Here is a 16,212-nt window from a genome sequence, read left to right on the forward strand (position 1 = left end):
AGTCGGTAGCCTGTTATCTTTTTCAGCAGTGTTTTTGATATAGGATTATGGAAAGTTCGAGGGAAGTTTTAGTGAAAGTGGAAAAATGATAACAGACGGTTGAAAAACATAGTATACTTTTGAGTGGACATAGTAATGGAAAAGTTTATGAACAAGTTTATGAACAAACCGCTCAACTTAGAACTCACAAAGGTTAGGAGTCAGCTAGAAAATGATGGAGAAAGTACACTGGCGAGATATAAAGAAGTACATAATGATCGCGACTTACACCGTATTACTGTTTGCTGTGGTCTGGAATTTCCCTTCTGTAAAGTCATTTATCTATGAAATATTTGACTTATTAGATCCTGTGATTTATGGGATCGCCATTGCTTACATCTTGAACATTTTAATGAGATTTTATGAAGAAAGACTTTTCTCGCCTCTTAACCGCAGTAACAATCGAATCTGGTCAAAAGTAAGACGTCCTTTTTCGATCCTGTTAACTTTGGCGACTGTCCTGGTATTTTTTACATTTCTTATGTGGTTTATTGTCCCTCAGCTTCTCACGAGTATTTCCATGCTTGCCGCAAGTATTCCGAATGACATGCAATCGTTAAAGGCTTTCGTTGATGGTTTTGCAGAGAGGTTTAACTTGTCCGGCGATTTATGGAATACACTTATGGAGAAGTGGAATGAAATTGTAAATAAGTTAGGCCATTTTTTCCTGACTTCCATCCCTGTATTACTGACGTACACGAAAATGTTTACCGTTAGCTTTATCGATGTCATCATGGGGTTGATGTTGTCCGTCTATTTGCTCCTCTATAAGGAAAAGCTGACGCTCATTGCGAAAAAACTCGTTTATGCCTATTCGTCAAAAGCAAAGGCGGATCGAGTTGTAGAAATTGGACAAATCACAAACCGCGCATTTAGTGGCTTTATCTCAGGCCAGCTAACAGAGGCGCTCATTCTTGGCGGGCTTTGTTTTGTAGGGATGTGGGCATTTAATATGCCGTATGCACTACTTGTGAGTGTGATCATTGGCGTAACGAGCATCATTCCGATTTTTGGTGCTTATATCGGGACGATTCCGAGTGCCTTTATTATTTTAATGATCGATCCAGTGAAGGCTATTTGGTTCATTGTCTTTATTCTTGTCTTGCAGCAAATTGAAGGTAATTTTATCTATCCAAGAGTGGTAGGGAATTCAATCGGATTGGATGGCTTATGGGTGATCGCAGCCTTATTGGTTGGCGGAGCATTGTTCGGGTTGATGGGAATGCTGCTTGGAATCCCTGCTTTTGCCGTCGTATATACGCTTGTCAGAAGTACGACGAACAAGCGACTGAAGGACAAGAATATCTTCCTGAAAGAATAGGTGTCCACCGTTTCGATTCCACAATGAAGTCGTAAATCAAAAGGCTCACACTTTCGAATGAAACCAGAAAGTGTGAGCCTTTTTTGTAGGGATTGAAGAAGGGTTTGGGTAAAAAGTAACACAATTAACAAAAAATCCCTATTTTTTAACTGATTTCCAAAACACTCTCTGTTATAATGAATAACAGTTTCTCGAACAGGTGCATATGAATACGTTATTCTGCTGGATTGTAAGGAGGTGTGCAGGCCAGCACATTTGTTTTCAGGTAATGTATTTTTTCCGTTCGAAATGGTCGGGAATCATGTCCTGAATCCATTAGGCTAGAGTATCAGTGCACATGCTTTGACCAAGATATGGAAGGTGACTTTTGTCCTGAAAACCGCTTTGAGTAAACAGGGAATTATTCCCATTGTGAAAAAATGTAAAATCGCGGAAAATTTGTAGGTGAAAATTGGTTCATGACCATAGTAATATGAAATTGGGTAATACTTACAAAAAAGATACAAAAACCCACATATTTTGTTACATTTGCCCATTATATTAAATGGTGTTGATGAGGAATTTCCAATGTGAGCCATTCGTCACTGATGCTTCATCTTCAGAGTTAGCAGACCATTTCCTTGTAGTGTCGTTCACTTGTTTGGCCATCACATTGTATTGTCACACTTCATGATAGACAAAAGTTTGCCAATTATCGGAGGGGACATATGTTAGCAAATCAGGCCAATCTTATCGACTTGGAGTGGGAAAAAGAACAGGTAGCTTTGTTTAATGATACAAAGGCTGAATATCCACAGGATAAGTCGATTCATCAGTTGTTCGAGGAACAGGCAGAAGCTGTGCCACACCGAGTTGCCATCGTTTATGAAAATGAGCGCTTGACTTACCAAGAGCTCAACCGAAAAGCCAACCAATTGGCAAGAGCCCTGATTGAAAAAGGGATTACAAGAGATAGCATTGTCGGTGTGATGATGGAGAAATCCATTGAAACTGTGACAGCTATTCTTGCCATCCTCAAGGCTGGCGGAGCGTATGTTCCTATCGATATCGAATATCCCCGAGATCGGATTCAATATATCCTGCAAGACAGTCAAACGAAAATCGTCATCACTCAGAAAAAAGTCAGCCAACTTGTTTATGACGTCGGATACCGTGGACCTGTAGTCGTACTTGAGGAAGAACATCTGGATTCTCGCGCAGATTCCAATCTTCACTTGCCAAGCAAACCTACTGACATGGCGTATGTCATCTACACTTCAGGTACAACCGGCAAGCCGAAAGGAACCATGCTGGAGCATAAAGGGATCGCTAATTTGCAATCATTCTTTCAAAATGCATTCGGTGTAACACCTGCAGACAGGATTGGACAGTTTGCCAGCATGTCTTTTGATGCATCGGTATGGGAAATGTTCATGGCTTTACTAACCGGTGCCAGCCTCTACGTCCTTTCGAAACAGACGATTCATGATTTCATCAGTTTTGAAAACTATTTGAATGAAAATGAATTGACCATCATCACGTTGCCACCCACATATTTGACTCACCTCAACCCAGATCATATTACTTCACTTCGCATCATGATTACGGCAGGTTCTGCTGCCAACTTCCCTTTAGTAAATAGATGGAAAAACAAAGTCCGATACGTGAATGCATACGGACCTACGGAAACAAGCATTTGCGCGACGATTTGGGAGGCACCTTCCAATGTGCTCGTCAACCAAACGATCCCAATCGGCAAACCGATTCAAAATACGTCCGCGTATATTGTCAATGAAGAGCTTCAATTACAGCCAATTGGCAGTGAAGGCGAATTATGCATAGGTGGAGTAGGCTTAGCCAGAGGATATTGGAATCGCCCGGATTTGACCGCAGAAAAATTTGTAGATAATCCGTTCGTACCAGGAGAGAAGATGTACAGGACAGGAGATCTGGCCAAATGGTTGCCGAATGGAGAAATCGAGTTTCTCGGCAGAATCGACCATCAGGTGAAAATCAGGGGTCATCGGATTGAGTTAGGAGAAATCGAGTCCGTTTTGCTGAAACATGAACAAATAAAAGAGGCAGTGGTAATCGCTAGAGAAGACCAACACGCTCAACCCTATTTGTGCGCTTATTTTATTTCGCCAGAGGAAGTAACACCTGCGCAGATCAGAGAATTTGCCGCTCAAAAGCTTCCTGCGTACATGCTCCCTTCGTATTTCGTGAAGCTGGATAAAATGCCGCTTACGCCGAATGACAAAATTGATCGCAAAGCATTGCCAGAACCCGATGTTGCTGCTGAGACAAATCCTGCATACGAACCTCCCAGAAATCAGACAGAATCGATTCTCGCAACCGTGTGGCAAGAGGTATTGGGAATTGAGAAAATTGGGATTCGCGACAATTTTTACTCACTCGGTGGGGATTCCATTCAAGCGATCCAGGTCGCTGCTCGTTTGCATGCCTATCAACTAAAGCTAGACACGAAAGATTTGCTGAATTACCCGACCATTTCCCAGGTTGCTCTCTATGTTAAAAATACGACGAGGAGAAGCGAGCAGGGAATTATCGAAGGCCCTGTTACCTTAACGCCCATTCAACAATGGTTCTTTGAAAAGAACTTTACGAATATGTTCCATTGGAATCAATCGTATGTATTGTATCGCGAACAGGGATTTGATCCTGAAGCCATCCAACAGGCCTTGGATAAAATTCTTTCACATCATGACGCACTACGCATGGTCTATCGGAACGAGAATGGGAGAATCGTACAACAAAATCGTGGGTTGGATAGCGAATTATACCATTTCCTTCAATATGATTTGACCTCGCATTCGGATGTCCAGCAAGCAATCGAAGAAGAGACAAAACGATTGCATGGCAGCATGAATTTACAAGAGGGACAGTTGGTGAAGGCAGCCTTGTTCCACACGCTCCAAGGCGATCATTTGTTTTTGGCCATCCATCATTTAGTCATGGATGGAATCTCTTGGCGCATTCTGTTTGAGGATCTAGCAACTGCATACAGTCAGGTACTAGGAGGAAAAGAAATCGTTCTCCCAGAAAAAACGGATTCTTTTAAAAATTGGGCAGTGTGGTTGAACGAGTATGCGAATAGTGATGAGTTGATGAGCGAAATCCCGTATTGGGAGAATCTTGAATCAGGAGCTAGGAATGCTTCCCTTCCGAAGGACTATGAAACGGTGGGCTGCAAACAGAAGAGTATCCGCAACATACAGGTCGGATTGCTAGCAGAGGAAACCGAACAATTGTTGAAGCAGGCAAATTCTGCTTATCAAACAGAAATCAATGATTTGTTACTGGCAGCGTTGGGGCTGGCCGTTGCAGAGTGGAGCGGGCTTGACCAAATCGTGATTAATCTGGAAGGGCACGGGCGCGAGGATGTGATCGAACACGCTAACGTGACAAGAACAATCGGATGGTTTACCTCCCAATATCCAGTTTTACTAGATTCGAGTCAAATGAATCACTTACCTGACCATATCAAATGCACGAAAGAAAACCTGAGGAAGATCCCCAATAAAGGCATTGGCTATGAAATTTTAAAATATATGACAGAACCGGAAAAACGGCATTCCTTGTCCTTTTCCTTGCAACCCGAAGTGACGTTTAACTACTTAGGTCAATTTGACGCAGGCCTTAACAACGAAATGTTTAGCCGATCTCCGTATAGTTCAGGCAACACGCTCGGTGCGGATGGGAAGAACAATCTGAGTCCCGATTCGGAGATTTATACCGCCTTGAATATTACAGGAAGAATTGAAGGTGGAGAGCTTCTCATCACGTTTACTTACAGCGAGGAGCAGTTTAAAGAAGAGTCCATTCATCAACTGAGTGCGGACTATCAAAAACATCTCCGGGCGATCATTACACATTGCTTGCAGAAAAAAGAAGTCGAGCGGACACCCAGTGACTTTAGTCTAAAAGGACTTCAGATGGAAGAAATGGACGACATCTTCGAATTATTGGCCAATACGCTTAAATAAATAAGCAGTTGCTACTATTTTTGGGGTTAAACATGTTCTTGTCTTACATTTTTATGTAAATATAACAAATAATGTCGATATCGAGGTGCCGGAATGAGTGTTTTTAGCAAAGAACAAGTACAAGATATGTATTTATTGACGCCCATGCAAGAGGGAATGTTATTTCACGCCTTGCTAGACGAAGAACATAACTCTCATCTTGTACAGATGTCCATTTCGATTCAGGGCAATCTTGATGTTGGTTTGTTTACCGATAGCTTGCATGTACTGGTAGAGAGATATGATGTGTTCCGCACGTTGTTTCTCTATGAAAAATTAAAACAGCCTTTGCAGGTTGTCTTGAAGGAACGGCCCATTCCCATCCTATTTTGCGATTTAACTGCATACGACGAGCAAGAAAAGCAGCAGCGCTACACACAGTACAAAAGGAATGACCAAGAGAAAACCTTTCATCTAGCGAAAGATTCGTTGATGAGAGTGGCTATTTTCCAAATGACGGAGAGCGAATACCAAATCATCTGGAGTTTTCATCACATACTCATGGACGGTTGGTGCTTTAGCATTATTTTTGATGACTTGCTTTCCGTCTACTTATCCTTAAAGAATGGGGCACCGATTTCGCTTGATCCGGTGCAGCCATACAGCCAATTTATTCGTTGGCTGGAAAAGCAAGATAAAGAGGCTGCTCGCGCATATTGGAGAGACTATCTGGAACAATTTGAACAGCAAACTTCCTTGCCGAAATTTGGGAAGTCTTCTAGCAAAGCCTTTCTACCAGCGCAATATCGTTTTGCGCTGGACCGTATGCTGACGCAGCAGCTTTCTGCGATCGCAAGTCAAAATCAAGTGACATTGCCGACGGTGATTCAAACCTTATGGGGGATTCTCCTCCAATCCTATAACGCTACGAATGATGTACTATTCGGCTCTGTTGTATCCGGGCGACCAACAGAAATCGTAGGAATCGACAAAATGGTTGGGTTGTTCATCAATACCATTCCATTCCGCATTCAAGCGAAAAACGATCAAACCTTTGCCGACTTGATACAGGATGTGCACCAAAGAACACTGCAATCCCAATCCTATGAGCATGTACCTTTGTACGATATTCAAAACGATTCTGTATTGAAGCAAGATTTGATCGATCACTTGATGGTCATCGAAAACTATCCGTTAGTCGAGGCCTTGCAGAAAAAAGTAGCGACACAGCAAGTAGGTTTTACCATTTCTGATGTCGAGATGTTTGAGCCTACCAATTATGACATGACCGTCATGGTAATGCCCAAAGAAGAGATTGCGATGCGGTTTGATTATAATGCTGCTGTTTTCAACGAAGCTCTTATCCAAAAAATGGCTGGACATCTCGAGCAGATTGCGGCTTGCGTGGCAAACAATCCGAAGGTCAGCCTTCAGCAGGTTACTTTGCTGACAGAAACTGAAAAACAAGAGCTAATGGCCAGAAACCGTGATACTTCCGTTGCCTATCCAACGAAAACGATGCACGAGCTCTTCATGGAACAGGTGGATAGGACACCTGAGCAGGTAGCTGTCGTATTCGGAGAACAGCAGTTGACGTATCGGGAGCTAGATGAAAAGTCCAATCAGCTCGCCAGATTTTTGAGAAGAAAAGGCATTGCAGCAGACAGTCTGGTTGGTACGATGATGGATCGTTCGATCGAGATGATTGTCGGAATTCTTGGGGTTTTGAAAGCCGGTGGTGCGTTTGTACCGATTGATCCGGAGCTGCCAGAAGAACGAATTGCCTACATGCTCGAGCATAGCGGGATTCAATTGGTAGTGACCCAGCAGCATCTACTAGAGAAAGTCTCTGCTTCTACTGAAAAAATAGATATCAGCGCTCCAGCCATCTGGGAAGAGAGCCATGCGTCTGTGGAAACGATCAATCAACCAGATGACTTGTTTTATATCATCTACACGTCCGGAACGACAGGCAAACCAAAAGGGGTCATGCTTGAGCATAAAAACATGGCAAATCTGATGCACTTTACGTTTGCCAAGACCAACATCGATTTTCATGAAAAAGTATTGCAGTATACCACATGCAGCTTTGATGTTTGCTACCAGGAGATCTTCTCCACGTTGCTTTCCGGGGGACAGCTCTATCTCATCACGAATGAGATGAGACGTCATGTAGAAAAACTGTTTGCCTTTATCCAGGAGAAACAGATCAGCATATTGTCCCTCCCTGTATCTTTCTTGAAATTTATCTTTAACGAAAAAGATTATGCCCAAAGCTTCCCGCGTTGCGTCAAGCACATTATCACTGCCGGGGAACAGCTCGTCGTCACTCATGAGCTACAGAAATATCTGCGGAACCATCACGTATTTTTACACAATCATTACGGGCCGTCGGAGACACATGTGGTAACTACCTTCACGATGGACCCAAGCATGGATATACCAGAGCTGCCACCAATCGGAAAACCGATCAGCAACACAGGCATTTATATCCTGGATGAAAAGCTGCAAATGAAACCAGATGGCATTGTTGGGGAGCTGTATATCTCTGGTGCGAATGTAGGAAGAGGGTATTTGCACAATCCGGAGCTGACTGCGGAGAAGTTTCTCGAGAACCCGTATCAATCAGGAGAAAGAATGTATCGAACGGGTGACCTCGCTCGTTGGATGCCAGATGGCAATATTGAGTTTTTAGGGCGAATCGACCATCAGGTAAAAATCAGGGGTCATCGCATCGAGTTGGGAGAGATCGAATCGCACTTGCTCAACCACGCCTCCATCAAGGAAGCCGTGGTCATCGATAGAACCGATGAGACAGGTGGCAAGTATTTGTGCGCCTATGTTGTTTGGACAGAGGAAGTCAGCAACGAAGAGCTGCGTGCGTACTTATCACGAACGCTGCCGGAGTATATGATCCCTTCCTTCTTTATGAGCTTGGAGCGGATTCCGGTCACACCTAATGGAAAAACAGACAGAAGAGCCTTACCCATCCCTGAGGGTAATGCTTTTAAGGGAGCGGATTACCTCGCTCCGACAACCGAACTGGAACAGAAAATGGCAGCGATTTGGGAGAACGTACTCGGCGTATCCCCGATTGGCATTCAGGATAATTTTTTCACGCTGGGGGGCCATTCGTTAAAAGCCATTCATCTCATTTCCCGGATGCAAAAAGACTGCCAAGCAGATGTTCCGCTTCGCGTGTTGTTTGACAGACCAACCATTCAAGAAATCGCCAAGTATGTGGAAGGTGAAGAGGAAGGAAAGTATCTCGCTATTCCGCGCGTCGCCATGCAAGAGCACTATCCTGTATCCTCTGCGCAAAAACGCATGCTGATATTAAACCAGCTTGATCCGGCTAGTACGGTGTACAATCTGCCCGTTGTGACTGTACTCGATGGGGAATTGAATGTGCAGCAGCTGGAGCATGCCATTTCCAATCTGGTGAGTCGTCATGAATCGCTGCGGACTTCCTTCCATACCATTAACGGTGAGCCGGTTCAACGCATTCATCAGGAATGCAAGCTGCCAATCGCCTACATGGAAGCGACAGAAGATGGTTTGAATCAAGTCATCATGGATTTCATGCGTCCGTTTGATTTGGAAAAAGCGCCATTAAGTCGGGTTGGACTGGTCAAACTGGGAGAGCGGCGCCATGTCATGATCATCGATATGCACCATATCATTTCGGATGGTGTGTCATCGCAAATCATCCTGAATGAACTTGCGCAGCTCTATCAAGACAAATCCTTGCCTGAGCAACGCATTCAATATAAAGACTTCGCGGTTTGGGAGAAAGGTCTGGCACAGACAGACCAATACAAAAAACAGGAAGCGTATTGGACCGAGCGATTCGCTGGTGAAATTCCTGTTTTGAACCTGCCTTTAGACTACTCTCGACCGTCTGTTCAAAGCTTTGAGGGCGAACGTTATTTATTCGGCTCGGAAAAACAGCTACTGGATGGCTTGCAAAGAGTGGCGGCAGATACTGGTACTACGCTCTATATGGTGCTCATGGCAGCCTATCATGTTTTGCTCGCAAAATACTCCGGGCAAGAAGACATGGTAGTCGGGACCGTGACAGCTGGAAGAACGCACCCTGACACCGAAAGCATCACGGGTATGTTCGTCAACACGCTGGCAATGAGAAATCAGCCGGTGGCAACCAAAAGCTTCAAGCAATTTTTACGAGAAGTGAAGGACAATACACTCTCTGCCTTTGAGCATGGGGAGTACCCGTTTGAGGAACTCGTTGAAAAGCTGGCGGTCAATCGAAATCGAAGCCGCAATCCATTATTTGACACCTTGTTTATTTTGCAAAACATGGATGCCAATCCGATCAAGATCGAAGGCATGACAGTGACGCCTTACGTGCCCGAGGGCAAAATGGCGAAATTCGATTTGTCGCTCGAAGCAACCCAAAACAACGCAGGTCTCATGTTCTGCTTCGAATTTTGCACCAAGCTGTTCAAGCAGGAGACTATCGAACGCATGTCGCGTCATTACATCCAAATCTTGCAAGAAGTCATCCGGAACACGGACTTGGCTCTCTATCAGATAGAGATGCTCACCGAGCAAGAAAAGCAGGAATTGCTGGTCCATTTCAATGACACATTCAAGCCTGTTCAGTTGGAAAGCACACTCCCACAGCTATTTGAAGAACAAGTAGGGAAAACCCCTGATCAAATCGCGCTGGTTTGCGGGGACCAAAGGTTGACATATCAGGAGCTCAATAAGAAGGCCAATCAGCTTGCTCGTACATTACGGAAAAAAGGAGTAAGTGCTGACCAACGAGTTGGGATTATGGCAAATCGTTCCTTGGAGATGGTGATTGGAATCCTTGCCATTCTCAAGGCTGGCGGAGCATATGTGCCTATTGATCCAGAATATCCGAATGATCGCATTGCCTATATGCTGGAAGATTGCGAAGCCCGTCTGGTGCTTACCCACGAGCATCTTGGAACAAAGGTTGCGGCTGGAGTGGAATGCCTGTATCTGGAGGATAAGAGTAACTATTCTCGTATCACCACAAACCTTGACCCGATTCATACGGCTACCAATCTGGCTTATATCATTTACACATCGGGTACGACGGGTAGGCCAAAAGGGGTCATGGTGGAGCACCGAGGTATTGTCAACAGTGTGACGTGGAACAAAGAAGAGTTTGCCCTATCTGTCCATGACAGAGGTTTGTTGGCTCTATCTTTTGCCTTTGATGGTTTTGTCCTTACCTTCTTTGCGTTGATTCTATCCGGTTCAACGGTTGTCTTGACGAAGGATGAAGAAGCCAAAGATCCGATAGCGCTCAAAAACCTGATCTCAACATGGAGTTGCAGCTACACGTTATGCGTACCGAGCTTGTTCCAGGCGGTTTTGGAATGCAGCACCGCCGACGAGATCAGTCCGATGAAAATGGCCGTGCTCGGGGGAGAAAAGCTATCGCCGAAGTTAGTTGAGATGTGCAAAGAGATGAATCCGCAGATGATTGCTGTCAATGCGTACGGTCCGACAGAAAGCAGCGTTATCGCCACCTATCTGTGCGATACGCTCCCGGATGCTCCGATCACCATTGGACGGCCAATAGCAAACACAAGCATATACATCGTGGACCATTCACATCAACTGCTCCCAATCGGTGTAGTGGGAGAGATATGCATAGGCGGACTCGGTTTGGCACGCGGATATTGGAACAAACCAGAACTTACCGAGGAGAAGTTTGTCTCCAATCCATTTGAGCCTGGTGAACGCATGTACAAGACGGGCGACCTTGGCAGATGGCTCCCTGACGGGACGATTGAATTCGCAGGACGCCTGGATGAACAAGTAAAAGTGAGAGGATACCGGATTGAGATCGGGGAGATAGAATCGGTTCTGCTCAGCTATGAAACGACAAATGAAGCGATTGTCGTGGCTTATCAGGACGGAAGCGGGGATGCGTATCTGACTGCCTATTTCACCGGGAAAGACAACATCTCGGAAGCGGCGCTTCGAACACATCTATCGCAAGAATTGCCAGCGTATATGGTACCAACCTATCTGGTTCAACTGGATGCTTTCCCGCTCACGCCAAATGGCAAGATCGATCGCAAAGCGCTGCCGAAGCCTGAAGGAAAGCCTACAACAGGTGTGGAGTATGTCGCTCCTGCCAATGAAGTAGAGGCAACACTGGCCAAGATTTGGGAAAACGTCCTTGGCATCACAGGCATCGGAGTGATGGATAACTTTTTTGAGCTGGGTGGACATTCTTTGAAAGCAATGACGGTAGTGGCGCATGTGCACAGGGAATTTCAAACCGATCTTCCGTTGAAGCATTTCTTTGAACAGCCTACCGTTCGAGCCTTGTCCAGGTTGATAGCACACAGTGAGAATGCGCCAGATGCATCGATTCAACCAGCAGAACCACAAGAGTACTACCCGGTATCCTCTGCCCAGCAGCGGATGTACGTGCTCCATCAGTTGGAAGGCGCGGGCATCAGCTACAATACGCCTGGGATGATCATGCTAGAGGGTCAACTGGATCGCGAACAATTGAAGCATGCACTGCAAGCATTGGTGGATCGTCACGAAATCTGGAGAACCTCCTTTGAGATGGTAGGAGATCAGCTAGTCCAAAAAATTCATGACCACGTGGAAGTGGAAATGGAATATCGGAGTGCAGAAGAACATCAGATCGATGAAATTTTCCATGCGTTTGTCCGTCCATTTGATCTGGCTGTTCCGCCACTGCTGCGCATGGGCCTCGTGCAAATCTCGAATGAACGTCATCTTCTCTTGTATGACATGCATCATATTGCTTCGGATGCCTCGTCTGTCACGATCATTTTCAATGAACTGGCGGAATTGTACCAAGGCAGACAATTACCGGAGCTGCGTATCCAATACAAAGATTTTTCTGTTTGGCAAAAACGCTTTACCGAGTCAGATGACTTCAAGAAGCAAGAAGAGTATTGGCGCCAGGCGTTTGAGGGGCATAACACTGTCTTGGAGATTCCGACAGATTTTCCACGCCCAGCTGTGAAAAGCTTTGAGGGTGATCAAATCGTACTCGCTACCGATAGACCTCTGCTAGAAGCTTTACATGCGTTGGCTGCAGAAACGAAAACGACCTTGTTTATGGTCTTGCTAGCCGCTTACAACTTGCTGCTCTCGAAGTATACGGGGCAGGAGGATATCGTTGTCGGAACGCCAATCTCCGGTAAGACACGCGCTGAGCTCGAACCGATTGTTGGTATGTTCGTCAATACGCTAGCAATCAGAAACAAACCGACAGCAGAGAAGACCTTCAAGGAGTTTCTGATGGAAGTCAAGCAGAATGCCCTGGATGCCTATGATCATCAGGATTATCCGTTGGAAAGTCTGGTTGAAAAGCTTGGGATTCAACGTGATCCGGGACGCAATCCACTTTTTGATACCATGTTCATTCTGCAAACCGACGAGCTTTACCAAAAAACACTGGGTCAACTGACCTATCAGCCCTATGAATCGACGAGCGCACTTGCCATTTCAAAGTTCGACCTGTCTTTTCACCTGACTGAACGGGAAACAGACCTGTTGCTGCGACTGGAGTACAGTACCAAGCTGTTTAGAAGAGACACCGTAGACAGAATGTCGCGTCATTTTATGCAAATTCTACGCAATGTTGCGGCAGAACCTGACAGGCAGCTTCAGGCGATTGAGATGCTGACGGCAGAAGAAAAGCAGCTGTTGCTAGTGGAATTCAATCATACAGACAGAGAGTTCACGGAAGACCAGACCATACAACAGCTCTTTGAGGAACTGGCAGCGAACACGCCTGACCAAACGGCCATTGTATTTGAAGAGAAGAGCATGTCATACCAAGAGCTCAATGAAAAAGCGAACCAGCTAGCTGCGGTTTTGCGGGAAAAAGGGGTAGGTCCTTCGCAAATCGTCGTCATGATGGTAGAGCGTTCCTTGGAAATGGTCATTGCCACACTCGCCATTTTAAAAGCTGGCGGAGCCTTTTTGCCTGTCGATCCCGATTATCCCGAAGATCGAGTTCGCTACATGATCGAGGATAGTCAAGCGAAGCTCGTGCTTACCCATTCTCACTTAATCCACAAGGTGTCCAGTCAGGCAGAAATTATCGATTTGGACGACGCGGGGAGCTATTCGTCGCATTCAGACAATTTGCTTTGCATCAACAAGCCGTCAGATCTGGCCTATATCATTTACACGTCCGGTACCACTGGCAATCCAAAAGGAGTCATGCTGGAGCACAAAGGGGCAGCCAATCTACAGGCGGTTTTCAAAAATCAACTCGGCGTAACGCCACAAGATCGGCCAGGGCATTTTGCGAGTATCTCTTTTGACGCATCGGTGTGGGATATGTTTATAGCTCTATTGACAGGAGCGACCTTGTATATTATCTCCCGCGATACAATCAATGATTTCCGCAAGTTTGAGGAATATGTCCACAAAAACGGAATTACCATTCTCACGTTACCGCCGACGTACGCTATTTATCTTGAGGCTGACCGTATGCCGTCCCTGCGTATCCTGATTACTGCTGGATCGGCTGCAACTATCGCGTTGGTAGAGCAATGGAAAGAGAAAGTGACCTATATCAATGGCTACGGCCCCACAGAGAATACAGTTTGCGCCACACTCTGGAAAGCTTTGCCGCATGAACCAGTTGGTCAGACCATTACGATTGGCAAACCGATTCAGAATACGAAGTTGTTCATCGTGGATGAACAAATGCAATTGAAGACAGTCGGTCAAATAGGTGAATTGTGCATCAGCGGGGTGGCGCTAGCCAGAGGATATTGGAATCGACCAGAATTGACGGCTGAAAAATTCGTCGACAATCCGTTTGTGCCAGGAGAGAAGATGTATCGCACCGGGGATCTGGCCAAATGGCTTCCGGACGGAAATATCGAGTATCTCGGTAGAATCGACCATCAGGTGAAGGTACGCGGTCATCGGGTAGAGCTGGGCGAGGTCGAGAGTGTCCTGTTGCGATATGAGACGATCATTGAGGCAGCAGCTATCACACATTTGGATGACCAGGGGCAACCTTACCTGTGCGCATACTATGTAGCCGATGGGGAAGCAAGTCCGGCTCAACTGCGTGAATTTATGGGAAAAGAATTGCCAAATTATATGGTTCCCTCCTTCTTCGTTCAGTTGGATAAGATGCCGTTGACACCGAATGACAAAATTGACCGCAAAGCATTGCCGAAGCCAAGTCACGAAGAGAAATCGGGCAGGGAATATGAAGCACCACAAAACGAACTGGAACACTTACTGGCAACGACCTGGGCAGAGGTATTGGGAATTGGGCAAGTGGGAATGAAAGACAACTTCTTTGAATTGGGCGGAGATTCCATCAAAGCCATACAGGTATCCACGCGTTTGCACGCATCAGGCTGGACGCTAGCGATGAAGCAACTGTTCCAATATCCGACCATTGAACAAGTGGCTGCTCATGTCATACCGAACAACAGAGAGAGCGATCAGGGAGTAGTAGAAGGCGAGATTGGCTTGACGCCCATCCAGAGGTGGTTCTTCGAGTGCAATTTCACTGACCGTCACCACTGGAATCAGGCTGTCATGCTCTTCCGAGAGGATGGCTTTGATCCGGGACTTGTTCAGCAAGCGTTCTATAAAATCGTCGAGCACCACGATGCGTTGCGCATGATATATAAACAGGAGAATGAGACAATCACGCAAATCAATCGAGCGCTGACAGGTGAGCGATTCCGTTTCCATTCGTATGACTTGAAAGACCATGCAAATAGCGCAGCTCATATTTTGGAGTTATCTGATCACATCCAAAGCAGTATCGATTTGGAACAGGGACCACTCGTCCACTTGGCACTCTTCTCCACAACGGAAGGGGATCATTTACTGATTGCCATTCATCATCTGGTCGTGGATGGCGTTTCATGGCGCATCTTGTTTGAAGATTTTTCCTCTGCCTATTCGCAGGCTCTCCACAATCAGGAGATCGTCTTGCCGAAAAAGACAGATTCCTTCAAGGATTGGTCGATTCAATTGCAAAACTATGCGGAGAGTGACGAGCTTTTGCGTGAAGCTGCGTATTGGCACAACCTCGAGAGCACGACCACGGCAGGAAAGTTGCCAACCGATTTTGTTACAGCAGATCGTAAACAAAAGCACACCCGTACAGCGAAGGTCGAGTTGACAGCGCAAGAGACAGAAAACCTGTTACGTCACGTACATCATGCCTATCACACAGAAATAAATGACCTGTTGCTGACTGCGTTGGGATTAACCGTGAAAGAGTGGGCGAATACCGACTACGCTGTCATCAACCTGGAAGGTCACGGTCGCGAAGATATTCAGAATGAAATGAATGTGACCAGAACGATTGGGTGGTTCACATCCCAGTTCCCTGTCGTGCTTGATATGGAAAAGTCAAAGGACTTGTCATACCAAATCAAGCAAATCAAAGAAAACTTGCGCCATATTCCGAAAAAAGGAATTGGCTACGAGATATTACGCACGATGACAGCGGATAAACTGCGTCCATCCCTGCAATTTAGCCTGCGGCCGGAAATCAGTTTTAACTACCTCGGGCAATTTGATTCGGATGTAAAATCTGGCGGACTTACTTTCTCGCCACTCGGTACGGGGCAGCTTTTCAGTCCAGAATCGGAGAGAGTATTCTTGTTGGATATTTCCGGCATGATCGAGGATGGAAAGCTCCAGATCAGTTTTGGCTATAGCAGTCTCCAGTATCAGGAAGAGACCATCGCGAAATTGGCAGACAACTATCGGAATCACTTGCTCAGCATTATTGAGCATTGCCTATCAAAAGAAAATGGAGAATTGACCCCAAGCGATTTGGGTGATGATGACCTTTCCATGGAAGAACTGGAGAACATCCTGGAATTAATCTAATCA

Annotated in this window: 3 protein-coding genes; all 3 read left to right on the forward strand. The window is 45.7% G+C overall.

Translation table 11 applies throughout. The annotated features are described in order from the left end of the window. Positions 1-211 precede the first annotated feature (211 nt). The 3 genes from AB432_RS14910 to tycB all read left to right on the forward strand — a co-directional run bounded on the left by AB432_RS14910 (position 212) and on the right by tycB (position 16,209). On the forward strand, positions 212-1,360 hold the full coding sequence (locus AB432_RS14910; RefSeq protein WP_053079580.1) for an AI-2E family transporter: 1,149 nt from the start codon (positions 212-214) through the stop codon (positions 1,358-1,360). Between the two features lie 707 nt (positions 1,361-2,067). Next, the gene (gene tycA / locus AB432_RS14915) at positions 2,068-5,346 is read left to right on the forward strand and encodes a tyrocidine non-ribosomal peptide synthetase TycA (RefSeq protein ID WP_048032940.1); all 3,279 of its coding nucleotides are present in this window, start codon (positions 2,068-2,070) and stop codon (positions 5,344-5,346) included. Positions 5,347-5,439: 93 nt separating this feature from the next. Continuing rightward, positions 5,440-16,209, forward strand: a complete 10,770-nt coding sequence (gene tycB / locus AB432_RS14920) for a tyrocidine non-ribosomal peptide synthetase TycB (protein ID WP_048032941.1) — start codon at positions 5,440-5,442, stop codon at positions 16,207-16,209. Positions 16,210-16,212: the final 3 nt, after the last annotated feature.

The organism is Brevibacillus brevis, assembly GCF_001039275.2.
GTDB classification, from domain to species: domain Bacteria; phylum Bacillota; class Bacilli; order Brevibacillales; family Brevibacillaceae; genus Brevibacillus; species Brevibacillus brevis_C.

Bases quoted from the DNA above. Each gene is read 5' to 3' on its own strand.
- tycA (WP_048032940.1), top strand. From the start codon at position 2,068: ATGTTAGCAAATCAGGCCAATCTTATCGACTTGGAGTGGGAAAAAGAA.
- tycB (WP_048032941.1), top strand. From the start codon at position 5,440: ATGAGTGTTTTTAGCAAAGAACAAGTACAAGATATGTATTTATTGACG.
- AB432_RS14910 (WP_053079580.1), top strand. From the start codon at position 212: ATGATGGAGAAAGTACACTGGCGAGATATAAAGAAGTACATAATGATC.